This is a genomic window from Streptosporangium sp. NPDC049644, from assembly GCF_040675205.1.
Taxonomy (GTDB): Bacteria; Actinomycetota; Actinomycetes; order Streptosporangiales; family Streptosporangiaceae; genus Streptosporangium; species Streptosporangium fukuiense.
The window spans coordinates 57,624-81,355 of record NZ_JBFAOJ010000034.1; the positions used below are offsets into that span (position 1 = coordinate 57,624).

12 protein-coding genes are annotated in these 23,732 nt (G+C 70.3%); 3 read left to right on the forward strand and 9 right to left on the reverse strand.

What is annotated here, in order from left to right:
• Positions 1-162 precede the first annotated feature (162 nt).
• Positions 163-1,104 carry a DUF5996 family protein gene (locus AB0J58_RS20620; protein WP_364217806.1) on the forward strand — a complete coding sequence of 314 codons (942 nt, stop codon included), beginning with the start codon at positions 163-165 and terminating at the stop codon, positions 1,102-1,104.
• A gap of 121 nt (positions 1,105-1,225) precedes the next feature.
• On the opposite strand, the gene AB0J58_RS20625 is transcribed toward AB0J58_RS20620, so the two are convergent.
• The 8 genes from AB0J58_RS20625 to AB0J58_RS20660 all read right to left on the reverse strand — a co-directional run bounded on the left by AB0J58_RS20625 (position 1,226) and on the right by AB0J58_RS20660 (position 20,467).
• A complete protein-coding gene (locus tag AB0J58_RS20625; protein WP_364217808.1) occupies positions 1,226-5,269 on the reverse strand; it encodes a S8 family serine peptidase in 4,044 nt (1,347 codons plus the stop codon).
• Between the two features lie 143 nt (positions 5,270-5,412).
• Entirely contained in the window at positions 5,413-5,565 is a 153-nt protein-coding gene (locus AB0J58_RS20630) for a hypothetical protein (protein ID WP_364217810.1), read from the reverse strand.
• Between the two features lie 117 nt (positions 5,566-5,682).
• Positions 5,683-8,571, reverse strand: a complete 2,889-nt coding sequence (locus AB0J58_RS20635) for an AAA family ATPase (protein ID WP_364217812.1) — start codon at positions 8,569-8,571, stop codon at positions 5,683-5,685.
• Positions 8,572-8,780: 209 nt separating this feature from the next.
• Complete coding sequence (locus AB0J58_RS20640; RefSeq protein ID WP_364217814.1) at positions 8,781-9,299, reverse strand: nitroreductase family protein; 519 nt, start codon at positions 9,297-9,299, stop codon at positions 8,781-8,783.
• A gap of 34 nt (positions 9,300-9,333) precedes the next feature.
• Entirely contained in the window at positions 9,334-10,692 is a 1,359-nt protein-coding gene (locus AB0J58_RS20645; RefSeq protein ID WP_364217816.1) for a xylan 1,4-beta-xylosidase, read from the reverse strand.
• A gap of 264 nt (positions 10,693-10,956) precedes the next feature.
• The gene (locus AB0J58_RS20650) at positions 10,957-17,718 is read right to left on the reverse strand and encodes a fibronectin type III domain-containing protein (protein WP_364217818.1); all 6,762 of its coding nucleotides are present in this window, start codon (positions 17,716-17,718) and stop codon (positions 10,957-10,959) included.
• A gap of 336 nt (positions 17,719-18,054) precedes the next feature.
• Entirely contained in the window at positions 18,055-19,143 is a 1,089-nt protein-coding gene (locus AB0J58_RS20655) for a PLP-dependent aminotransferase family protein (RefSeq protein ID WP_364217820.1), read from the reverse strand.
• A gap of 58 nt (positions 19,144-19,201) precedes the next feature.
• Complete coding sequence (locus tag AB0J58_RS20660; protein ID WP_364217821.1) at positions 19,202-20,467, reverse strand: transposase; 1,266 nt, start codon at positions 20,465-20,467, stop codon at positions 19,202-19,204.
• Between the two features lie 23 nt (positions 20,468-20,490).
• Here AB0J58_RS20660 and tnpA point away from each other — a divergent pair, with 23 nt between their 5' ends.
• Positions 20,491-20,919 (forward strand): IS200/IS605 family transposase, encoded by a 429-nt coding sequence (gene tnpA / locus AB0J58_RS20665; protein WP_364217822.1) that lies wholly within the window; start codon positions 20,491-20,493, stop codon positions 20,917-20,919.
• Between the two features lie 1,365 nt (positions 20,920-22,284).
• Positions 22,285-22,665 carry a hypothetical protein gene (locus AB0J58_RS20670; protein ID WP_364217823.1) on the forward strand — a complete coding sequence of 127 codons (381 nt, stop codon included), beginning with the start codon at positions 22,285-22,287 and terminating at the stop codon, positions 22,663-22,665.
• Between the two features lie 184 nt (positions 22,666-22,849).
• On the opposite strand, the gene AB0J58_RS20675 is transcribed toward AB0J58_RS20670, so the two are convergent.
• Positions 22,850-23,473 (reverse strand): DedA family protein, encoded by a 624-nt coding sequence (locus tag AB0J58_RS20675; RefSeq protein WP_364217825.1) that lies wholly within the window; start codon positions 23,471-23,473, stop codon positions 22,850-22,852.
• Positions 23,474-23,732 lie beyond the last annotated feature (259 nt).

Consider the following 23,732-nt stretch of genomic DNA (forward strand, 5'->3'; position numbering starts at 1 on the left):
CGGCCCCAGGGGGTCGCGGGCCTGCTGCGAGGCGCGGGCGCCGGGCGCCATGAGTCGCCCTCGCCCCGCTCCGGAGTGTTCCCGGCGCGGCCCCGGTGAAGATCTTGCTGTCCGTGGTGCCGGCCGGGTCTTTGGCGCGCACGCCGCGGGAATGGTGGCGTCATGGAGCTGTTCGCCCCGATGCCGCTGGACGAGTGGCGGGACACCAAGGCCACGCTGCACCGGTTCTGCCAGGTGGTGGGCAAGATCCGGCTCGCCGCCGAGGTCCGGCGCAACCACTGGTGGAACGTGCCGTTCCACCTCACCGGCCGGGGGCTCACCACCCGCCCGATGGGACAGGCGGACGGCAACCCGATCTTCACCATCGACTTCGACTTCGTCGGCCACCAGCTGCTCGTCACCGAGCTGGACGGCCGGGCGACGTCGTTCCCGCTCTACGGCCAGTCGGTGGCGTCCTTCTACCACCGGGTCATGCTGGCGCTGGCGGAGCTGGACGTGCAGGTGGACCTGGACCGGCCGTGGCCGTTCGACCTGCCCGACTCCGGGCGGCCGTTCGTCGAGGACACCGAGCACGCGGCCTACGACCCCGTCATGGTCATTCGTTACTGGCAGGTCCTCAGCCAGGTGAACCTGGTGCTGGAGGAGTTCGCCTCGGGCTTCTCGGGGAAGATCAGCCCGGTGCACCACTTCTGGCACACCTTCGACATCGCCTGCAGCCGCTTCTCCGAACGCCGGGTCGACCAGCCGCCCTCGGTCGACTCCGTGACGAGGGAGGCCTATTCACGGGAGGTGATCAGCTCCGGCTTCTGGTTCGGCGACGACGCCTTCCCCGAGCCCGCCTTCTACTCGTACACCGCCCCCGAGCCCGAAGGGCTGGAGAACGAGCCGCTGAGGCCCGAGGCCGCGGAGTGGATCGAGCAGCGCGGCGGCCACCTGGCAGTGCTGCGCTACGACGACGCCCGATCAGCGGCCGACCCCCGCGTCGCGGCACTGGCCTTCTACGAGAGCGCCTACCAGGCCGGAGCGCGGCGTGCCGGTTGGGACATCGCCCGGCTCGCCTGCCCCGGCGGGATCACCGACCCGCAGCTGAGGACCGGCCCCTGACCGGGCCGGCCGTCGGATCGGGTGTCCGCCGGCCCTGCCGGCGGCGAACCGGGGGAAACCCCGGATCACGCTGAGTGACCCGGGGTTTCCCGCTCGGTGTGGTCGTGTGGTCGTCGGTGGCTCAACCGCGGAGATCGAAAGCGCGGACGGTGGTCTGCTTGATGGTGTTGCCCGCCTTGTCCCAGGCCTCGACCTTGAGGGTGACGGCGCCCTTGGTGCGCTTGAGTGCGGGGTAGCGGGTGGTGGCGGTGTAGGTCCCGTCCTTGCCGCGCTTGACGGAGACGGGGGTGTAGGTGGCGCCGTCGTCGGTGCTGGCCCACAGCTTCAGGCCGGTGATGTCAGGCATCTTCGAGGGGGACGGGGAGTGGTAGGGGGAGACGGTGAAGGTGTGCGTACGGTCGGCGCGGACGCTGTTGGCGGCGTCCAGGGTGTCGCCGAGGTCGTAGCCGACGAACACGACCGGGGCGGGCCTGCAGGGCTCCGCCGTGCCGTACAGCACTTCCAGGGAGCAGAAGGATCCGGGCAGTCGCTCGGCCTTGACCGGCGTGGTGAAGGTCCATTCGGTGTCGTTCCGGTCGTTCTTGGCGGTCAGCCGGTAGCTGCCGGGGCTGTCCGGCAGGCTGAAGAGCGGCATGAAGTCGGTGCCGCCGACGGGGGTGCGCGGGATCTCCTTTCCGTTCTGGTAGAGGCGGACGTCGAACCCCGGCTTGGACAGGTCGGTCGTCGGCCAGTAGTCGCCGTTGTACCTCCTGGTGCCCGGCGAGCCGTAGCTGGGCTCGAACTCCGCCCACAGGCTGTCGCCCTGGACGCAGATCATGCACCGGAAGAACGAGCCGATGTTCGCGCCCGGCCTGGCGAGCCTGTAGACCTTGTCGGAGCCGGTCGCGGCGCCGGGCGTGAACGGGGTGGTCATCCAGGACTGCCGGGTGCGGACCGGCTTGTCGAACACCTCCAGGGCCCACTGCGGGACCCGGTCGTCCATCGGCGCGCCGCGCATCTCCTCCATGCCGTGCGACCAGAGGACCCCGGAGTCGAGCGGTCCGACCCAGTCGCGGCGTTCCCGCAGGGTGAGCCGGGGGCCGCCCCACCCGGAGACGGATGTCGACATCGGCATGACGTCGTCGGGCTTCTGCGCGTACCGCCAGTCGTTGTAGCGCGTGGGAGCGACGATGTGGGGGTTCAGGTCGATCCGGGCCAGGTCGCGCTCGGCGAAGGTGTAGTGCAGCGAGCGGGGCACCCGGCCCTCCTCGTAGGGGGCGAAGGTGTAGGTGTAGGGCGACTCCTCGGTGCCGGTCACCCGTACGGTGACCGGCTTGCCGTCGGTGAGCCGCTCGCGCAGGCCGAGCGCCTCACGGGAGGGCAGGGACACGGTGGGGAGACCGATGGGCTTGGCCTCTCCGGTGAACGGGGCCTGCGTGAAGCCCAGCGGGATCGCGCAGCCGGTCCCGGGCTGCGGGAAGTGCGCTATCGCGGCCGCGCCGGCGTCGCGGATCGGGCCGATCCGCTCGATCTGGACTCCGCACATGGGTCCGGACAGACCCGTTGACATCGGCGCTTCCACAAGGACGAGCCTGCCGCGCAGGTCGCGGCCCGCGATGTCCTCGGGCCTGCCCTCGCCGACGTCGACGACCTCCAGCTCACGGGTGCCGGTGAACGGCCGGAAGTCGGGGAAGCCGTCGTACTGCTCGTGCACCCCGTAGGTGTTGACGCCGTGCATCGCGGAGGCCGGGTGCAGGGTGAGCCCGCCCCGCCCGCGCACGCTCATCTCGACCTCGGGCCTGCCGAGGGTGAAGCGGGTGTGGAAGCGGAAGGCGCCCTTGGTGACCTTCTCCGTGGGCAGGGCCCACAGCCGGGACCAGGTGCGGCCGGGCCAGGTGAATCCCAGGTAGGCGCCGCCGTTGGCCACGGTCCGCTGGTAGGCCACGTAGGGAACGTTGCTCAACGGTTCGGCCGGCTGCGGGGTGGTGAAACGGACCTCGGTCAGTTTCCGGGCGTCGAGCGTGATCTCGGTGTCCCCGGTGACGGTGAGCTCGGGCACGGACAGGAGCGCCAGGTTGTCCCGCTCGTCGTCGCCGACCCAGGTCAGCACCTGCGTCACGCTGATGACGCCCTGCGGGACGCGGGTGACCGTGGTCCCCTCGGCGGTCAGGGCGACACCGCCGAGGACGCCCTTGCCGCCGGACACGTCGATGGTGTCCTGGGCCAGGGGGGTGCGGGGCCTGCCGTCCCTGCCCAGGGTGTGGATGGTCAGCGTGGCCTTGGGCGCCTCGCGCACCACGCCCACCGGGATACGCAGCTGGACGCCGTCGGCGGTCGCGGTGACGGCGCCGGTGTAGTTGTCCAGGCCGGCCAGGGACTTGGGGTCGATGGTGGCGGTGGTGGTGGCGGTGCCCGCGGCGGGCACGGTGAGGGTCGTCCCGGCGAGGGTCAGCGCGCCCTCGACCGCGCCGCCGTCCGACTTGTTCAGGACGGGGGTGAGGGTCAGGGTGACCGGCCGGCCGCCCAGGTTGGTGTAGGTCAGCTCCCGCGTCACGGGTTCGGCGTCGCTCTCGATGGCGCCGAAGTCGGCCCCGGGGGTGACGGCGAAGACCTGCTGGGTGTACGCCCTGGCCACGTCGACCCGGCCGGCCCCCTGCTTGAACACGCTGAGCGCGTCGTCCCTGGCGGTCGACATGAGCGCGGCCTTGATCTGCGGGCCCGTCCAGTCCGGGTGCCGCTGCGCCATGATCGCGGCGGCTCCGGCGACGTGCGGGGTGGCCATCGAGGTGCCGTTCGCGGCCGTGTAGTGCTCGTTGACCGGGCTGCCCATCGTGGTGCCCGCGGCGCGTGCCGCGGCGATGGCCACGCCAGGGGCGGCGACGTCCGGCTTGAGGCCGCCGCCGACGCGCGGTCCCTGGCTGGAGAAGGCGGCCCACGCGTCGCTCTTGTCCACGGCGGCCACGGTCAGCGCGGCGTCGGCCGTGCCGGGGGCGGAGACCGTCTCGGCGCCCGACGCGCCGGAGTTGCCCGCGGCGATCACGAACAGCGCGCCGGTGGCGGCGCTGAGCGTGTTGACCGCCTGGCTCATCGGGTTGGTCCCGTCGGTGGGACCGCTGCCGAGGCTCATGCTGATCACCTTGGCGCCGGAGGCCGCGGCCCACTCCATGCCCTCGATGGCCTGGGAGTCGGTGCCGGAGCCGTCGTCGGCCAGCACCTTGCCGACGATCAGCCGGGCACCGGGCGCGACGCCCTTGTACCTGCCGTCGGCCGCGCCGGAGCCGGCGATGGTGGAGGCGACGTGGGTGCCGTGGCCCTGGCCGTCCCGCACCTCCTGGCCGGGGATGAAGGACCTGCTGTCGGCGATCCGGTCGGCGAGGTCGGGGTGCCCGGCGTCGATGCCGGTGTCCAGGACGGCGACCTTCACACCGGTGCCGTCGTGCCCGCCGGCCCACGCCTGCGGCGCGCCGATCATCGGGACGCTCTCGGCGAGGTCGGCCTTGACCTTGCGGTCCAGCCACACCTTGGCGATGTCGCCGCGCAGTGTGTCCGGCACGTTGGCCGGTCCGGCGAGCCCGTTCGCGCCCTTCTTCTCGGGTACGGCCCGCACCGCGTTCCAGAACGCGCCCGCCTCGGCCTTGGTGACCTGGAGCGCCGAGGCGTTGACGCTCTCCAGGGTGAGCACCGGCTCGCTGGCCGGGATGGCCTTGGCGGCCGAGGCGACGGCCTTGTCGGTGTGCTGCGGCGGGTACTGCACGATGACGGGCAGCTGCTTGGTCTTGTCGTCGGTGTAGCCGTTCTCGGCCAGGTAGGTGACGTTGAACAGCTCCCGGTCCAGGCGGCCGGCGTTGACGGCGGGCAGGGCGTCGCTGGGGGTGACGTACACGCCCTTCGGGGTGGCCAGCGTGGACAGCTGGGCACTGGTGCCGTCGGGGCGGACGCTCGGCTCGGGGCGCACGGCGTACTTGCCGCCGCCGGCGTCGCTCAACCTCACCCTGTCCCCGGTGACCAGGGTGACCGTGCGGTCACCCTGGCCCAGTCCGGTCAGCGCGATCGGGCCGGGGGCCGGCTCCGTCGCCGGGGTGGCCGGCGCGGGCTCCTGTTCCTGGGCGAGGGCGGCCGTGCCCGGCGCCACCAGGGTGCCCAGCACCATGACCGAGGCCGCCAGGAGCGATCCTCCGTGCGCCACCTTCCGTCTCGTGCCGGTTCGAGCGGTGATTCGGGCAGGGATTCGAGTGGGGGGATGGCCGGGGGTGCCGTCCGGCGGGGGCTGGTCGGGGGACATGTGTGCGGACATGCGGAACCGCCCTTTCGGGGGTGGGGCTGGAGAGGTCAGAGGGGTTCAAACCCCTCGGGGGTGTCGTCGGGGAGTTCGGCGGCCGCCTCATCCGGCGGGGCGGCGGGGGATGCCCGCCCTTCCTGGTCCGCGTCGGCCTTGGGGGCGGCATCGGCCGGGCGGCCATCCATGGAGTCGGTTTCGGACATGCCGTTAGCGTCGCCTGCGCGGCACGTCGGGACTATGGGTAGGGCCCCCCATTCGGAGGGCCGTAATGGGGTGGGGTACTACGGGGGTGGGCGGTGTAGCCCGAATCCGTGCCCGGCTCAGCGACCGTCGCGGTCGCCGCCCAGGTGCATCCCGAGGGCGGCGCGGGAGCGGAGTCCGAGCTTGCGCAGCGCGGCGCCGAGGTGCTTCTCCACCGTTCTGGGGGACACGAAAAGCCGCTGGCCGATTTCCCGGTTGGTCAGTCCGGCGGCGGCCATTTCGGCGATCTCCCGTTCCCGGGGAGACAGCCCGTCGCCGTAACCCTGCGGGCCGCCTGGGTATCGCCCCTTCACCGCCACCCCGTACCTGCGGGCCAGCTGCGCGGCGCGGTCCAGATCCCACCGGGCGCCCAACGCCTGAAACGTCGTGATCGCCGCGCGTAGCGGCTCCTCGGCCCGCGTGTCCGCGGCGGCGAACAGGCGACCGGCCGCCTGTTCACGGGCCTGGGCCGCCTCGTACCGGGCGCCCAGCCGGTCGTAGGCGGATCCGGCCGCCAGGAACCGCTCCGCGGCGGCCGTAGGGCCGGCCGCCAGATGCCCGCGCGCGTGCGCCAGCGCGGCCGGAGCCAGCGGGGCGTCCAGGCCGTCGAGTCGCGCCGAGAGCCGGGTGATCAGATCGGCGGCCTCGTCGTGCCTGCCCACGCCGGCCATCGCCTCGGCCAGCGCGGGCACCGCCCGTACCGCCAGCGGCCAGAGCCCCTTGGTCTCCCACACGGTGACCGCCGCGCCGGTCACCGCGAGCGCCGCCTCGGCCTCGCCGCGCGCGCTGGACAGCCGGAGGAATCCGGTCACCGACAGCGGGAGCAGCTCGTAGCCGCCTAGGTCGACGGTGCGCCGGACGACATCGTGCAGGTCGCGCCGGGCGACGTCGAGTTCGCCGTGCCCGAGCGCCAGGCAGGCCGCGACCGTCTCAGCGGTGATCCTGTCGAACGGGCGGCCGCCGTACTCGTCGAGAAGCAGCGCGGTCTCCTGGTCCAGCCCGGTCCACGTACCCCGGCAGTAGGCCAGGACCAGAGCGACCAGCCGGCAGCGGGCCAGCGGCTCCCGGGAGGACTCCGCACCGGCCGCCTGCGACGCGGCGGTCAGGAGTTGGTCGGCGAGCTCGAAATACCCGGTGCAACACGCGCTCTCCGCGATGGACCGGTAGGCGTTCACCTCCTGGCGATGCCGCGGCCGGCCGCCGGTCCGGCGGCGGACGTCGTCGGTCAGCGCGGCCCAGCGCCGGTCGCCGAATCCGCTCAGCGAGGTCGCGACCTTGCCGAGCACGAAGACCTCCTCGACCGGATCGCCTATGGCGGGCACCACTTCCAGGGCCCGGTCCAGCCACACGGTGTGCTCGGCCAGCGGCACGGCCGCGTCCATCGGCCTTCCGAGTGCCGCCATCACCCACGCCGCGAGTTCGGGCCGGTCCCCGAGGTCGTCGACCGCCGCGATGAAGGCGCGCCGCTGCGCGCCGGGGGCGTCGCCGAGCCGCTCCTGCAGCAGGCCGATCAGGAAGTGCAGCTGCCCGCGCAACGGCCCCGGCTGCTCGGACTCCAGAGCCTCCGACAGCAGGTCGATCACCTCCGGGGGGCGCAGCACCTGGCCGGCGGCCCAGCCCAGCCGCACCGCCAGGTGTCCCCGGCGTTCGGGCTCCAGCGGGGCGTTCCGCAGCACGTCCTCCAGAATCCGCACGGCCTCGGCGTCGTCGCCCAGCTCCGACGCCTGGTCGGCGGCCTGCTCTGCGGCGTCCACCCACTCCCGCAGCAGACCGGCCTGGCGCAGATGGTGAGCCTCCTGCCCCAGCGGCACCGGCTTCACCGAGCGCACGGCGGCCGCCGCCCGGGTGTGCAGGTCCTGCCGCCGCCCCAGGGGGACTCCCCCGTACACCGCCTGTGCGGCCAGTACGTGCCGGAAGGCCACCGTCCCGTCCTGCTCGGCCAGCAGCCCCGAGACCAGCAGCTCATCCAGCCCGGCCACGGTCTCGGCCCGGGACAGCCCGCCCACCTGGGCCAGCACCGCCACCTGTACCGGCACCTGCAGCACCGCCGCGGCTTCGGCCACCCCGCGCGCCGCCGCGGACAGTCGGCCCACCCGCTCGCGCACCGAGTCACGGACCCCCGGCGGCACGTCCAGTTCCGCCAGCGCCTTACGCGCCCATCGCCCGCCGCGCAGCTGGATCAGCGCACCTCGTTCCCGCAGCAATGCCAGCAGTTCCTGTACCGCCAGCGGCAGGCCCGACGACAGCTCGTGCAGGTGCGCCCCGAAGTCGGGGGTGACGTTCTTCGTGTCCAGGATCGACGCCGCGAGCACGCCGGTCTGTTCGGCGTCCAGGGCCTCCAGCACGACATGGTGGTGGAAGACCGAGTCCGGGAGACGGCCCGTCGCCTCCCGGACCCCGGCTCCGACCTCCTCACCCCGATAGACGAGCACCACCGACATCCGGTCCGGCAGGGCCGCCAGCAGGTAGGCGAGGAACTCGACCGTCTGCTCGTCGGCCCAGTGCAGGTCCTCCATCACCAGCACCAGCGGTCCCAGCGCGCTCAGCACCTCGCTGAGACCGCGGAACAGCCGGTGGCGTTCGGCCGCCCGGTCGTCCAGCGGCTCCAGGGGAGGCGGCAGCACTCCCGTCAGCTCCGGCAGCAACCCTCGCAGGGCACCCGTGACCGGCGACAGCTCGGCCCGCGCCAGCAGCTCGCCTGTGCCGCGCAGCGCCTCCACCACCGGCCCCAGGGGAAACGGCTCCCGGATCCGCCGGGCGCCCCCGACGAGGAACAGGCGACCCGCCGCATCAGGGTGGGCCGCCATCTCCGTCACCAGCCGGGTCTTACCGATGCCGGCCTCTCCCTCCAGTACCACCACGGCGGGCGGACGGCTCATCGCGGTCACCAGACGCCGTAACTGGTCCTCACGTCCCACCAGAACCGGAGAGATCACCCGTCCCGCGCCCGTACCCCCGTCCATCGCCATCCGGCACGCCTCCACTCACCCGGCACAGCTCCACAACGGTCATCCGGACTCCAAGCCCTGAACCGTTACGATCCGGATCATTCAAACAGCAAGCCCCCGCCGCCACTACCGCCCCTCCTCGTGACATCGCCCGCGGTCGCTGCTCCGCACGCCGGGTCGACCAGCCGCCCACCAGAGCGCCCACCGGACCCTGAGCGGCGGTACGTCGTTCAGGGACCGATCCAGCGGACCAGGTCGTCCAGCGGCAGGCGGCCCGAGGGGATCGCGGACCTGCCGCGGGGCGCGGGCGCGGGGTAGCCGACGGAGATGGCGGTCCTGACCCGCCATGGAGCCTCGACGCCGACCATCCGGCCGGCCCGCTCGGCGTTGGGCGCGGGGAAGAACGAGGCCGGGCAGCTGCCCAGGCCGAGGTCGTGCGCGGCGAGCATGAGGTTCTGCGCGGCCCGGCCCGCGTCGAACTCCGCGTCCTCGCCGCCGGTGCCGTGGTCCACCGCGAGCAGGACGACCACCGGAGCGGCGGCCAGGTGAGCCGCGTAGCCTCCCAGCAGGCTCAACCTCCGCTGCAGGCCGCGATCCCTGACCACGACGAACCTCCACGGCTGGCGGTTGCGCGCCGACCCGGTCCAGCGCGCCGCCTCCAGCACCCGCACGAGGTCGCCCGTCGGCACCGGTGTGCCGGCGAACCACCGGGTGGCCCGCAACGGCCCGCCCCTCTGCCCCACACCCATCTCCCCGATCTCCTGCTCCGGCGACGTCCTGAGGCTAGCGGTCGCTCCACTTGATCTCGTAGGGCTGGAGGGCGAACGACTTTCCGTCCACGGTCGTGGTGATCTTCGCGTCGGTGGTGTTGACCATCAGCAGCCGCCGCGGCTGCGCGAGCACCCGGACCTTGGGGTCGGAGGAGGTGACGTGCTCCAGTTCGGCTCCGGCGGGGAACCAGGTGGTGAAGTCGGCCACCAGCTTGCCGGTCGGGAGCTCGGCGCCGGTCCGCGGGTCCCACATGCAGCCCTGGCAGGTGCCCGTCTTGACCTGCGGATTCCAGTACAGCGCGGTGGCGGCGCCGCTCTCGGCGAACTCGATCATCGAGGCGGCCTGGACGGCGAGCCGCATCGGCTCCGGCCAGATGGTGTCGTCCTCGGGGACGAAGTACCACTCCGACCACCAGACCGGCAGGTCGCCGGTCTTGTCGCGCAGCCAGGTGGTGACCGCGCCGAACTTGCTCAGCGCTCCGAACGCGTCGGGCAGCAACTCGTGGGCGTCGGTCAGCGAGGCGCCGTCGACCACGATGAAGTCGGCGCCCTTCTTGTTCTTGAACCAGTAGTTGAAGGCGTCCAGGGCGTTCTGGTTGACGACTCCCCAGCTGCCGCGCAGCTCGGACTCGCCGGTCCTGTTGCTGTCGAAGCCGAGGTAGGGGCCGCCGATCTTGGCGTCGGGCCGGACCGCCTTCACCGCGTCGTAGACCTTGTTGTAGAGGTCGGTGTAGCCCTTGAAGTCAGCGGGCTTGGAGTGGTCCTTCCAGAAGCCCTTGAACTCGTTCCAGACCATGAAGTACTCGACGTCGCGGTACTTCGCGGCGACGGTCGCCGACAGCTTGGCGAAGTCGTCGAAGTGCTTGGGATAGGGGGCGTCCTCCAGGTGTTCGGCCCAGGCCGAGTCCTCGGTCGGTCCCTCGGGGCCGCCCTTCATCCAGTCAGGGGCGCAGCAGAGCGTGATGATCTGTGTGCCGCCGGACCGCCTCATGAGGTTCGTCCGGCTGTCGAGGTCCTCCCAGTAGAACTCCTGCGGGCGCGGTTGGGGGTTGAGCGCCCCGAACCCCATGATGTGCTGGTTCTGCAGCATCGGGGTCCGGGCAAGTGTCCGGCTCACCTCCTGCTCGAACTGCGGGGTGACGTTGTTGGCGCTGACCCCCGTGTGGGTGAACCCCCAGCGAGGCCACGCCGGGTCCACCGCCGGCGCTTTCTGGATCTTGCCGCTGGACGCCGTGGTCGAGGGGGCGGACGCCGCCGTCGAGGGGGCGTCGGCCTGTCGCGTGGCGGTGACCGCCTGGTCCGGGGCGCTGCCGAAGGAACAACTCGCCGCCATCATCGCCGTCGCGATGACTCCCGCGGCTGAGGCGACCACCCGCCCAGGACGCCACCATGTCGATCCCTCAGTACTCGATGACACCTGATCCCCACTCGATCTTCGCCGTCTGCTTTGCCCAGAGGGTTCCACAGGCGGAGTAAAAGCGGCGTATGGGGAAGCGGTTCGCAGGTAAACGTTATGACGGATCCGAAGGCGGGCGTGCTCGCCGGTCACCGCGGGCCGTCGCCGCCTTCGCGGTGTCGTCGTGAGCCAGGCCGAGGGCCGGTTGCCTACGACGACACCGCCATCACGAGCCTTCTGTCACAACAGGTCGTGCCACACTCCCGGTATGAGGCCCAGCCCTGATCCGGAGGCGCCCGTCAGGGTGTAGACCAGCCGCTGCCCGTCATCGGTCAAGCTGATCAGCGAAGGTTGGGTGAGCGCGGATCCACCGGCGATGTGTGTCATGCCGCCGACCCGATAGGTCCGCAGGCTGTGGAGGGCGTCGCCTATGCCGCTCCCGGTTTTGGTGCGCTGGTGGTATGCCAGCACCTGGCCGTCCCTGTTCAGGGCCTCCGGTGTCGCCCACTCCTGGTGGGCGGAACCACCCTGCCCGGAGGTGTCGCTGACGAAGGGCATCACGATGTCCGCGCGGGTGACGGGGCCGGTGCCGAGTCGTTTCAGTGCCAGGCCGCTCACCAGCGGTTCCGATGCGGGAGAGCGGTTCCACCAGGTGTAACTGACCGCCACGGTGCTCCCGTCACCGGAGATGATCGGATTCGACACGCGGGGTACGGCGCTGTCGCTGGTGACCTCGGTCCGGGTGCCCGCGGCGGCGTCGAACACCCATACCCGCCAATGGTTGCCCCCGTTGCGGTTGTCGATGGTGCCGTACGCCACCTTCGACCCGTCGTCGGACATGGTCGCGCTGAGATCCAGGCACTTCTCGTCGGCGGCACCGGTGGTGCACTCCTCGTCCATCCGCTGCGGGGCGCCACCGGCGACCTGACGGAACGCGTTGAACTGGGCAGTGGTGCCCGCCAGCTTTTTCCGGTACAGCACGACGTCGCCGTTGTCGCTCACCCCGTACGGGGCCAGATCGGTTCCTGGACTCCAACTCGTGCCGGCGTTGACGCGGTGCACGATCAGGTTGCTGCCGTTCAGGAAGGCCACCGCGTTCCCGTCACGACTGGCCTTGAAGATGTAGGCCGAGGTCACCGCTTCTCCGGTCAGCCCTCTGGAGACGACGATACGTTCCGTGGTGGTCGTGTCGTAGCGGAAGAGATAGAGGTTGTAGTTCGCGGGATTGGCCACCGGGGCGACCGCCAGATTGCTTCTGCCCTGGGTGAGGTAGAACAGGTATCGGCCGTCGCCGGAGATGACTCCCAAGGACGAGTTGGTGGAGTCGGGCCGGCCGCGGGGCACCTCGTTGCTGGTCGCCAGGTCGTTGCCCTGCGTCATCGGTGCGGGGAAGGTGAGGTCGAGGGTGGTGACCTCCTCGCTCTCCGAAGGGAGGCTGGTGCCCTGCGCGTTCCGCGCGTACACGGTTATCCGGTACGTTTCGCCAGGCGCGAGATTCTGCACGAGCGCGTGCGTGGCGTTGCCGGGCGCGTAGGCCGTTATGGCATCGGAGGCGTCGTCGGAGGCCGTGGGTTGTGCGATGACGACGTAGCCGCTGATCGCGCTGCTGCCCTGTGACACCGGTCGCTGCCAGCTCGCGGTGATCGACCGTTGCCCTGGGCGGCTCCATCCGTCCCGGCGAGGCGCGCTGGGCGTGCCGTAAGCGGTGCCGACCTCCACCGCCGCCCGGGCACGCAGTTCGGGGTGGCCGCCGGTGGCCGGACTGACCACCTCGATCTCGGCCACTCCCTGCTCCGTGCCCGCGGTGTACAGCCCGTCCTGGTTGATGGTGCCGGGGCCTTTGAGCACCGCCCAGTTCTTGGTGACGTTGTCGGGGTAGCCGGACACCGTGGCGTCGAACTGGAGACTCAGTCCGGGCGCCACCTGGCCGACCTGAGGGTTGATCTTCAGGCCCTGGAAGGTGTCCCCGCAGACGAGTGACTTTCCGGCAAGGGGTATGAGGTCGGGATTGCGCCACGGCGAGTACGTTTTGTGGAAAATCCGTGCGTCCAGTGCGGCGCCCACCCTCACCAGGCCCGCGAGCTCGCACCACGGATTCTGGGTGGTGCTCGTCTTCAGGTCGAATCTGGGGAATGTGAAGGTCAGCGCGGGGCCGACTCCTCCATATAGCATGAGCGCGACATCGGTCTCTATCCCCGTGCTTATCTGGCCGTCGCCGTAGAGACCCACACAGTTCACCACCGAAGGTCCGGTGCAGTCGTCAAGCCAGAACCCCGGCCCCTCGTTCTCGAAGATCTCACAACCGTTCTCCGTGGCGGTACCGGAGGCGGTGCACCGGACGCCTACCTCCCTGTCGAGGTGGGCCGCGTAACTCAGGCCGACCGACACCTCGCCGGACACCGTGTAGTTGATGTAGAAGCGGGTGCAGACCTTTACCGGAACACCCCTGATCTTGACTTTGAAGCACGGGCCCTTCACCACGCCCAGGGTGAGCTTCTCCTGGAATCCCCTCCTGAATCCGTGGTCCAGCCGGAGCTCCGACGAGAGCTTGACGCTGGTCTCGGTGACCACCTTGGGGTGGTAGTTGAGGATATTGCTGGTGAGGGTGTTGGTGATCTTGAAAGAGGGGTCCACAGTGACCCAGCCGTTGAGCTGGGTGGTGGTTCTGCCCCTGTCCCGCAGCGTCCAGCTGAGGTCGACGACCAGCACTCCCGGTGGCCTGATGAACGCCCTGGGGGTGCCGGGACCGGCGGCGGCCACCCGCGCGCCGGGACCGGCCGGGATGAACTCCATCTGGTCGGCGTCCAGGCGGGCGTCCATCGAGAAGGCGGCGTCGGTGAAGATCTCGTCGAGGGACGACGTCGTGGTGCTGACGATGAACTCCTCGCCGGAGGCGGCGGCGCTCAGCACCTTGCCGAGGAATCCCTCCGGGGCGTGCGGGTTGTCATCGATGATGACGATGTCTCCGAGGGTGAGCCCGGTGACCTGGGCCGGGGGATTGTGGAACACCAGGGTCCGGCCGTCGCGCACATCACGCAGGGTGGCGAGGGCCGCCTGCGACAGCAGGACGGGGTCGCGTTTCACCGTCACTTTGGGGATGATGCTCCCGGTCGCGCTACTGGCCGTCCCGTTTCCCGAGGCGTTGGCGGCCCGCACGGTGAAGGCGTAGGCGGTCTCCGGGTTCAAGCCCGAGATGGTGGCGGTGGTGGTGGCTGCGGCGGTGGTGACGCTGTGACCGCCCGGGGTGGCGCTCACCGTGTAGCCGGTGACCGGACCGGTGCCGGTGTCGACCGGCGGTTGCCAGGAGATCTCGGCCGTCCCCGTGGTGGGCACGCCGACCAGGACCTGCTCCGGCGCCCCGGGGGGCCGGTTGGCCGAAGGGGTGACCGCCTCGACGGCCGACGGCGTGCTGTCTCCCGCGCTGTTGCGGGCCACGACGGTGACGGTGTAGGCCGTCCCGTTGGTCAATCCGGTCAGAGAGACGGTGGTGTCGGTGGCCTCCACCTCCACGGTCACGTCGCCGGGCTGCGCGGTGACCACATAGCCGGTGATGGGCGATCCTCCGTCACCGACCGGCACCCACTGCACGTCGATGCGCCGGTCGAGCGGGAACGCCTGCACACCGGCCGGCCTCAGCGGGACCTTGGCGGGTTCGGGCGTCACCGGGTTGGACGGCCAGGACGCGCTGCCCTCCCCGACGGTGTTGAACGCCGTCACGGTGAAGGTGTACGCGGTGCCGTTGGTCAGCCCGGTCACGATCGTCTCCGTCGCGTCGGGCGCCGTCTCCACACTCGCCGCCCCCGGAGTGGCGGTCACCACGTACCTGGTCAGGCCCGACGCCCCGGTGTCGGGGGGCGTCCACGACACACGCACCGCACCGTCCCGGGGGTAGACGTCCGTGATGAACGGAGCACCGGGCGGGGCCTGCACGGCGGGTGTCACGGGGTTGGAGGGCTCGGACGGTTCGGAGGTGTCGGCCGCGTTGGTCGCCGTCACGGTGAAGGTGTACACGGTGCCGTTGGTCAGTCCGCCGACCGTGGCGGTCAGGGTGGTGCCGGCGACGGTGGCCGTGGCGTTGCCGGGTGTCGCGGTCACCGTGTAGCCACTGATCGTCGAACCGCCGTTGACGGGTGCCTGCCAGGACACGGTCGCGCTGCCGTCACCCGCGGTCGCGGTGACGGCGGTGGGCGGGGCCGGCTTGCCGATCGGGGTCACCGAGGCCGAGGGAGCGGACGGCTCGGAGGTGCCGACGGTGTTGGTGGCGACGACGGTGAAGGTGTAGGCGGTGCCGTTGGTCAGGCCGGTGACGGTGGCGGTGGTCGCCTGGCCGGATACGGTGGCGGTCCGGCCGCCGGGCGCGGCCGTGACGGTGTAGCCGGTGATGGACTTTCCACCGGTGTCGGCCGGGGCCGTCCAGGACACCGTGGCCTTGCCGTCGCCGCCTTCGACGGTGACGGCGGTGGGGGCGCCCGGAGGTCCGGCCGGCGTCACGGCGGTCGAGGGTTGCGAGGCGGGGCCGGTGGTCTGGCCGTTGGTGGCGGTGACGGTGAAGGTGTAGGCGGTGCCGTTGGTCAGGCCGGTGACGGTGGCGGTGGTCGCCTGGCCGGATACGGCGGCGGTCCGGCCGCCGGGCGCGGCCGTGATCGTGTAGCCGGTGACGGTTCCGCCGGGGGCGGTCCAGGAGACCGTGGCCTGCCGGTCGCCGGGGACCGCGGTGACGTCGGTGGGCGCCTCCAGCCCCGGCGCCGGGATGACGGGGTTGGACGGAGCCGATTCCGGGCCGGGGCCGGCGGTGGTCCGCGCGGTGACGGTGAAGGTGTAGGCGGTGCCGTTGGCCAGGCCGGTGACCGTGGCGGAGGTGCGGTCGGCCGTGACGACGAGAGTCGTGCCACCCGGCGTGGTGGTGACGGTGTAGCCGGTGATCGGTGAGCCGCCGGTGTCGGCCGGGGCGGTCCAGGACACCGTGGCCTTGCCGTCGCCGCCGTTCGCGGTGACGTTGGTGGGGGCACCAGGTGTGGTGTTCGGGGTGGCCGGCGCGCTGGACGCCGACGCGGTACCGGTTCCGACGGCGTTCGTCGCCTTGACCGTGAAGGTGTAGGCGGTGCCGTTGGTCAGCCCGGTGATCGTGGCGGTCAGGGTGGTGCCGGCGACGGTGGTCGTGGTGTTGCCGGGCGTGGTGGTGACGGTGTAGCCGGTGATCGGTGAGCCGCCGGTGTCGGCCGGGGCGGTCCAGGTGACGATGACCTGCCGGTCGCCCGCCGTGGCGGTCACCGCCGTGGGCGGAGCCGGTGGGCCGACCGGCGTCACGCTGGGCGAGGGCTGGGAGGCCGGGCCGGAACCCGCGGCGTTGGCGGCGACGACGGTGAAGGTGTAGTTGGTGCCGTTGGTCAGGCCGGTGACGGTGGCGGTGGTCGCCTGGCCGGATACGGTGGCGGTCCGGCCGCCGGGCGTGGCGGTGACGGTGTAGCCGGTGAGGGCCATTCCCCCGGTGTCGGCCGGGGCGGTCCAGGTGACGGTGGCCTGCCTGTTACCCGCGGTGCCCTGAACCGCGGTCGGTGCGCCGGGCAGACCACCCAATGCGGTGATCGCCCAGAGTTGTGCGTCTTTGGCGGCGCAGGCGACCTGGATGATCTGTGCCATGTTGGTCAGGGCCGCGTCCTTGACGGCCGCGCAGAGGTTGCTGGCCTTGTTCTTCAGCCGGGTTCCGCCGGACAGTTCCAGCACCTGCCAGCTCTGGGCGTCGGCGTTGTTGCAGACGACCTGCTGGAGTTGTGTTCCGGGGTCGGGGCTGGCGTAGGGCACGTCCAGGCATTTGCCGGAGTTGACGTTCTTCAGGGTGTAGAAGCCGTCGCCTGTCCCGGTGAAGGTCCAGTTCTGTCCCGCGGCGCCGTTGCACTCCCACTGTTGCAGCTTGATCCCGTCGGCCTGCGAGCTCGCGGGCACGTCCAGGCACAGCCCGCTGTTGATGTTCACCGCCCGCCGGCCCACCCCGTCGGCCAGATCGAGTGGTGCCCGGGTGATGACCGCCCAGAGCTGCGCGTCGCCGGCGGCGCAGGCGACCTGGATGATCTGTGCCATGTTGGTCAGGGCCGCGTCCTTGACGGCCGCGCAGAGGTTGCTGGCCTTGTTCTTCAGCCGGGTTCCGCCGGACAGTTCCAGCACCTGCCAGCTCTGGGCGTCGGCGTTGTTGCAGACGACCTGCTGGAGTTGTGTTCCGGGGTCGGGGCTGGCGTAGGGCACGTCCAGGCATTTGCCGGAGTTGACGTTCTTCAGGGTGTAGAAGCCGTCGCCTGTCCCGGTGAAGGTCCAGTTCTGTCCCGCGGCGCCGTTGCACTCCCACTGTTGCAGCTTGATCCCGTCGGCCTGCGAGCTCGCGGGCACGTCCAGGCACAGCCCGCTGTTGGCGTTCACCGCCCGCCGGTCCACCCCGTCGGCCAGGTTCACCGACGTGCTGATCGTCCAGATTTGTGCGGGCTGGTCGGCGCAGGCGATCTGGACGATCTGGGCGGTGTTGGTCAGGGCCGCGTCCTTGACCGCCATGCAGAGGCCGTTGGCCTTGTTCTTCACCTGGAATCCGGTGGCCGACTCGACGGTCTGCCAGTTCTGGGCGTCGGAGCCGTTGCAGACGACCTGCTGGAGTTGTGTTCCGGGATCGGGGCTGGCGTAGGGCACGTCCAGGCATTTGCCGGAGTTGACGTTTCTCAGGGTGTAGAAGCCGCCGGGCGTCGCGGTGAACGTCCAACTCTGTGCTGTGGCGCCGGTGCATCCCCACTGTTGCAGTTTGATGCCGTCGGCCTGCGACGCCGCGGGCACGTCCAGGCACAGCCCGCTGTTGGTGTTCGCCAGTCGCCGGCCCACCCCGTCGGCCAGGTCGGCCGCGGCGGCGGACAGCCGATAGGGCAGGGCGGGGCTGAGAACCAGCAGCAGTCCTGCGGTCGTGAGCAGGGCGACCCAGGGCAGGGCGTTCCGCCAGGAAAGCTTCGACGATGACCATCCACGCACGCCGGCCTCCTCGATGATGCTCACGATCACAGGTGCTGCCGCACATGACTCATCGCCGTGCATCAGAGTTCAAGATCCGCTACGAAGCTATACGAATGGTTTTTAAGGCGACATACCGCGAAAGATTGATCTATTCCTGCAACTGCAGCGGTATATCGGGTACATCGCCCGCGGTATCCGGAGGCGGTCACGATTTCCTGCCGTCCGGTCAGGAGATCCGCCGGAAATCTCTGGGCGCCCCGGCCGCAGGGCGAGAACCCACCCCGGACGCCCGAGTCGGCGAACGAGGTGAGCACTCACATCAGACCGGCGGTTGCTTCCGGCGGGACCAGGCGTTCAGACGTCGCGTGAGTTCCACGCGGCTCGGAAGCTCTCCGCCAGGTGTCGTAGCCCCGGTTCGATCCGCTCCGCCGGGATGGCGCCGTACCCGAGCACCAGCCCCGCCCGCGCTGGGGCCTCGCCATAGTAGGGGGCGAGGTCCTGCAGTGCGATCCCCGCCTGGTTCGCGTACGCCGTGACGCGGTTCATGTCGACCCCGGCGTCCGAGGTCAGGTGGGCGCAGAGGTGCAGGCCGGCGGCCGAGGGGATCGGCTCCAGCCAGTCGCGGAAGTCCCGCCGGAGCGTGGCGAGGATCCGCTCGCGGCGGGCCGCGTACTCGCGGGTCGCCTTGCGGACGTGTCGCCCGAGCAGGCCCTCGCCGATGAACCCGGCCAGCGCCGCCTGGGTGGGAAGCTCGCCGTGCCAGTCGGTGAGTTGCCTGGCCCTGCGGAGCGCGGGCTGGAGCGAGGCGGGGGCGACCAGGAAGCCCAGCCGCAGCATCGGCAGCATCGTCTTGGAGAAGGAACCGACGTAGATGACGTGGCCGCTGCGGTCCAGGCCCTGCAGCGGTTCCAGCGGGCGGTCCTCGAAACGGAACTCGCTGTCGTAGTCGTCCTCGATCACCACGGCACCCCGCCGCTCGGCCCATTCGAGCAGCGCGGCGCGGCGGCCGAGCGACATCGGGGTGCCCAGCGGGAACTGGTGCGAGGGCGTGACGTAGACAAGGCGGGCGGAGTCGGGGAGGGCGGACACGTCCAGGCCCTCACCGTCGACCGGCACCCCGGTGACCCGCGCGCCCAGTGACCGGAACAGCAGCCTGGCCGGCGGGTAGCCGGGTTCCTCGACCGCCACGCGGCAGCCGGGCTCGATCAGCACGCGGCCGATCAGGTCGAGCGCCTGCTGGGCCCCCTGGGTGACGAGCACGTCGGCGGCGCTCGCCCGTACCGAGCGGGAGATCCCGATGTGGCGGGCGACGGCCTCCCGCAGGCCCATATGTCCTGAGGGGTCGCCGTAGCCGGTGGAGCGCACCAGCGCCGGGCGCAACTCGCGGGCGACGAGCCTGCGCCACGTTTCGAGCGGGAACAGCCGGGCGTCGGGGACGCCCACCCTGAAGTCTTGAACTCCTCTCCGGCCTGAAGGCTGGAGAGTCTTCCCATCGCATTGCTTACGCGGCGCGTGGGGGTTGACGCTTCGCGGACCGGGTAACCCCGAGGTCTCCACGTCCTGACACCGCTGTTCCATCGGCGTTGTTGATGTTGATCGCGGCGTTGGTGTCGGCATGGCCGATCCACCCGCAATCAGGGTTGCGGCACGCGAACGTGGTTCCGTCGCGGTTGGCGGCCTCGCGGTGACCGCACCGGTGGCAGGTCTGCGAGGTGTATGGGGCGGGGACCTTGACGACCTGCCCGCCCCGGTCGCGGGTTTTGTACTCCAGCAGGGTCACGGTGTGCCCCCAGGCCTCCCCGGCGATCTTCCGATTCAGCCCGCTCTTTTGGGCGACGTTGACGCCGGGATGCTCGATCGTGCCTTTCGCGGATTTAAGCATGTTCGCGATCAGGAGTTTCTCCACCTTGATCACACCGAACGCGCTGGCGAGTTCGGTGGTGGTCTGGTGCTGCCAGTCCACGGCTCGGCGCTTGGCTTTCGCGCGCAGCCGGGCGATCTGGTCGTAGGTGCGCCTCAGCCGTTTGGACGTGGGCTGACCGGGAGTGCGAGCACGGCGCTGGCGTGCGGACTTCTTCTCCACGCGGCGCAGGTGTTCCTTCTCGCCACCGGTGAGCCAGTCCCTGTGTTCGCGCGTGGTGCCGTCCGACAGGGCCAGGGCGACGGTGATTCCCCGGTCGATCCCGACCTGCGGGCCAGGGTGGCAGAGCGGGGCAGGCACCTGGCGTTCGGTCCGGAACACGATGTGCCAGCCGTCGGCTTCTTTGACCAGGCGGGCTCCGGTGATCCGCCCGGCAGGGCCGCCCTTGGTGAGGCCGGGCAGGTCCTTGGTCCACCGAAACCGCACCCGCCCGACCTTGGGCAGATTGACCGCGCCCCAGCGCCGGTTGACCCGCTTGATCTGCAGGTCGCGGGCCTGGGGGACATCCACGGTCATCCGGGAGCGGAGTCGGCTCTTGAAGATAGGCCGTTTCGCCGGGTGGTCGGGGTTGAGGAAATTCGCCCACGCCTGCCGATACGTTCTCAGCACCGCTTGGGCTGCCTGGGCGGGCAGTTGGCCCATCCAGTCGATCTCGTGGCGGGCCGCCCGGATCGCCTCGTCGCAGTCCTTGACCGAGGCCAGACGGCCCTGGCGGAAGGTGAAGTACTCATGCAGCAGGTTCCACAGCGCGCGGGCGGTGTGCGCCTGACCATCCAGCACGGCCACCTGTGCCGCGCTCAGGTCGAGACGCGCCACGTGCGCCCGGGTCTGCTTCACCAACTCCACGCGCTCATCGTATCGTTTGGTTTATGTCACCGCGCTGGAATCCGAACCCCGACGTCCGGAGCGGACGTCATGTCGTTCATCACCTTCACGCGCACTTGGTGTTCGTCACCAAGTACCGGCGGGGGGTGTTCACGAACGAGATGCTGGCCCGCTGCGAGGAGATCATGCGGGAGGTGTGCGCGGACTTCGAGGTCGAGTTGCGTGAGTTCAACGGCGAACACGACCATGTCCACCTACTGATCCACTACCCGCCGAAGGTCGCCCCATCCAAACTGGTCAACAGTCTCAAGGGCGTCTCGGCACGGCTCCTGCGCAAGGAGTATGCCGCGCATGTCCGCAGCCATCTGTGGGATGGACACTTCTGGTCCGGGTCCTACTTCGCCGGATCAGTCGGCGGTGCACCACTCGCGGTACTCAAGCAGTACATCGAGCAGCAGCAACGTCCCGTGTGACCTGAGGGTGAAGGCGCGGTCGCGTCCTAGCGGGCACTCTCGCGCGGGCCTTCACCCTGGCCTGAAGGCCGAAGCACTGGCCAGCAATCTGGTAGACCGGCTCCGTCCGGTTCGCTCGGCGGAGTGGCAGGGCCACCAGAGGTGGCGGGGGAGCATGCCGTTGCCCTTGCCGGTCGCCTCGATGGTGACCGGGTACGGGGCGGCGACGACCTCGGCTCGGCCGACGCGTCATGCCGCAGGGCTCCCGTGATATCGCGTTCGGCGCTTTTCGCGGAACAGAATCGCGGCAACCGGCATTTAAGGTGAATTGTCTACTCGTACATAAAATGCGAAGAAATCCCGTCGAGATGGATTCGGTTTTCTCTGAAATGCCATCTGTTTGCTGACTCGAAAATGGGGGGCGTGTTTTCCTTTTTGGTGTGCGGGTATTTCCGATTCGGATCACTGGAAATGATAAAAAATCGGATTCTCGCTGCAAAGGGAAATAAGTTGATTCCTCATGGGAGTGAGCCGGCCGGGGGTCCTGTCGGCCGCCGCCTCTTGAAGTATGCCGTCGTCGTGACCACGGCGGGGACGGTGCTGTTGAGCCAGGCACCGGTGAGTGCGATGGCCGAGCCCGTGCCGGGCGCTTCGGCCGGAGCGGTCGTCAAGGGTGGCGGTCCCGTCGCATCCGTCGATCACCACGGGGAGTGCCGTCGCAGACCTTGCCGCCGTTGCGGCCGTCCGTGCCACCGTTGTCACGGATTCTGCGAGCGCGGACGGCGGGGGCGTAAGGGGATACAGGGCGTTCCGGGACGCCGAGGCCCCCAGGGGCCGGAGGGACCGGAGGGCGAGAGGGGCCCGATGGGTTTTCCGGGACCGCAGGGCGAACGGGGGCCGGAAGGTAAGAGGGGCCCACAGGGCCACCCGGGTTCGGAAGGTCCGGCGGGCCCGCAGGGGGCTCGGGGTGAGAAGGGTGATCCGGGTGCCCAGGGTCCGGCGGGTCCGCAGGGGGAGAAGGGTGAGCAGGGGCCGGCGGGTGCTCAGGGGGTGCGGGGTCTTCAGGGACTGACAGGTCTGCAGGGTCTGACAGGTCTGCAAGGTCCGGCGGGGCCGGCGGGGCCGCAGGGCGAGCAGGGGGATCCGGGGCCGGTGGGTGCTCCGGGTGAGAAGGGTGATCCGGGTGCCCAGGGTCCGGCGGGTCCGCAGGGGGAGAAGGGTGATCCGGGGCCGGTGGGTGCTCCGGGTGAGAAGGGTGATCCGGGTGCCCAGGGTCCGGCGGGTCCGCAGGGGGAGAAGGGTGATCCGGGGCCGGCAGGTGCTCCGGGTGAGAAGGGTGATCCGGGCGCTCAGGGTGAGAAGGGCGAGCAGGGGGATCCGGGCCCGATGGGTCCGCCGGGGCCGGGGGGCGGTATCGACTCGGCCATCCAGGGCGACACCGAATACCTCGGCTATGTGCCGGGCGACGGCCGGACCCTGCTCAGGGATCCGAGGACCACCCCGAACTGGCACGACCTCTCGTCCGTGCCCGGTTATCCGGGCAACGTGATCGGTATCACCCTGGCGGCGCTGGGAGGCAGCCTGTACGTCGACATGTTGAGCACCGACGGCAGGGTCATGCAGACGATCTGCAGGATCAGGCCGGTCCCCGGCCACGGGGGAAACCCGGCATGGCCCGGCAACTGCGGCACTTTCGTCAATCTGACGCCGCCCACGGGACGGACGACCGGGACACGGATCTACTGGACCGTTCCGGGAGGCGGCTGAGAACACGGAGGCGGCCGAACACGGAGGCGGCCGAACACGGTGGGGCACGGGCCTGCCGAACCGTCCCGTGACGCCGCAGGCGGATGATCGCGAACATCCTTTCGTGATCATCCGTCTTCTCTGCCACCGGGGGACCGGCCCGATGTCCCGGCCCAGGCCCTGTGGCCGATGTGCTTCCCCGGTGTCACCGGCGGTCGCGGCGGCGGCGTAGCAGGTGCCGGACGATCAGCCCGGCGACCAGGACGACCAGGGCGATGAGCAGGTAGGTGAAGTAGCGGGCGATCTCGTCGTACACCTCGCCGATGTAGTTGCCCACGGTGTACCCCAGCACCGTCCACACCGTGACCCACAGCGCCGCGCCGAGGGTGTTGAACGCCAGGAAACGGAGCCAGGGCATGCCGATGGTGCCCGCGACGATGCCGTTGACCTCGCGCAGTCCCGCGATGAAGCGGGCGACGACGACGACCTTGCCGCCGTGCCGTTCGAAGAACCGCTCCGCCTTCTGGAAGCGTTCCGGGGGCAGCAGGACGTAGTGGCCCCAGCGGCGGATGAAGGCGCGACCGCCGGTGCGGCCGATCAGGTAGCCGAGGTTGTCCCCGGCCACCGCGGCCAGCACCGCGATCGGCACGATGGCGGCGAGGTGCAGTTGCCCGGCCCCGGCGTAGATCGCGGCGGTGAGCAGGATCGTCTCCCCGGGGACGGGGACGCCGAAGTCCTCCATGAAGATCAGCGTGCCGACGGCCAGGTAGCCGTAGTGGTCCAGCAGCGGTGCCAGATGGGCCAGCGGGCCGGGTAGCGGTGGAGCCATGCTGTCACTCTATGGGGTTGTTTGATTACTATGTGCCCCGATTCGGTGCGAGGGTGGCCCGGGATGTCGTCTTGCTGGTGAACATTCTGATCTGTTTTAGGCATTTAATGGCCATATATCCGATAGATGACTATTTAGGGGGAAAGTGGCCAGTGAGCAGGCGGCATGAGCACTCGTCAAAACCACGGCGAGGCGTCTACAGTCAGGGCTGACAGAGCGACAGGGAGAAGGAACGACCTCCCCGCCGACAGGAGCAGGC

Excerpts from the sequence above, each read along its gene's own strand:
- AB0J58_RS20620 (WP_364217806.1), top strand. The coding sequence starts at position 163 with ATGGAGCTGTTCGCCCCGATGCCGCTGGACGAGTGGCGGGACACCAAG.
- AB0J58_RS20630 (WP_364217810.1), bottom strand. The coding sequence starts at position 5,565 with ATGTCCGAAACCGACTCCATGGATGGCCGCCCGGCCGATGCCGCCCCC.
- AB0J58_RS20635 (WP_364217812.1), bottom strand. The coding sequence starts at position 8,571 with ATGGCGATGGACGGGGGTACGGGCGCGGGACGGGTGATCTCTCCGGTT.
- AB0J58_RS20640 (WP_364217814.1), bottom strand. The coding sequence starts at position 9,299 with ATGGGTGTGGGGCAGAGGGGCGGGCCGTTGCGGGCCACCCGGTGGTTC.
- tnpA (WP_364217822.1), top strand. The coding sequence starts at position 20,491 with ATGTCACCGCGCTGGAATCCGAACCCCGACGTCCGGAGCGGACGTCAT.
- AB0J58_RS20670 (WP_364217823.1), top strand. The coding sequence starts at position 22,285 with ATGGGTCCGCCGGGGCCGGGGGGCGGTATCGACTCGGCCATCCAGGGC.
- AB0J58_RS20675 (WP_364217825.1), bottom strand. The coding sequence starts at position 23,473 with ATGGCTCCACCGCTACCCGGCCCGCTGGCCCATCTGGCACCGCTGCTG.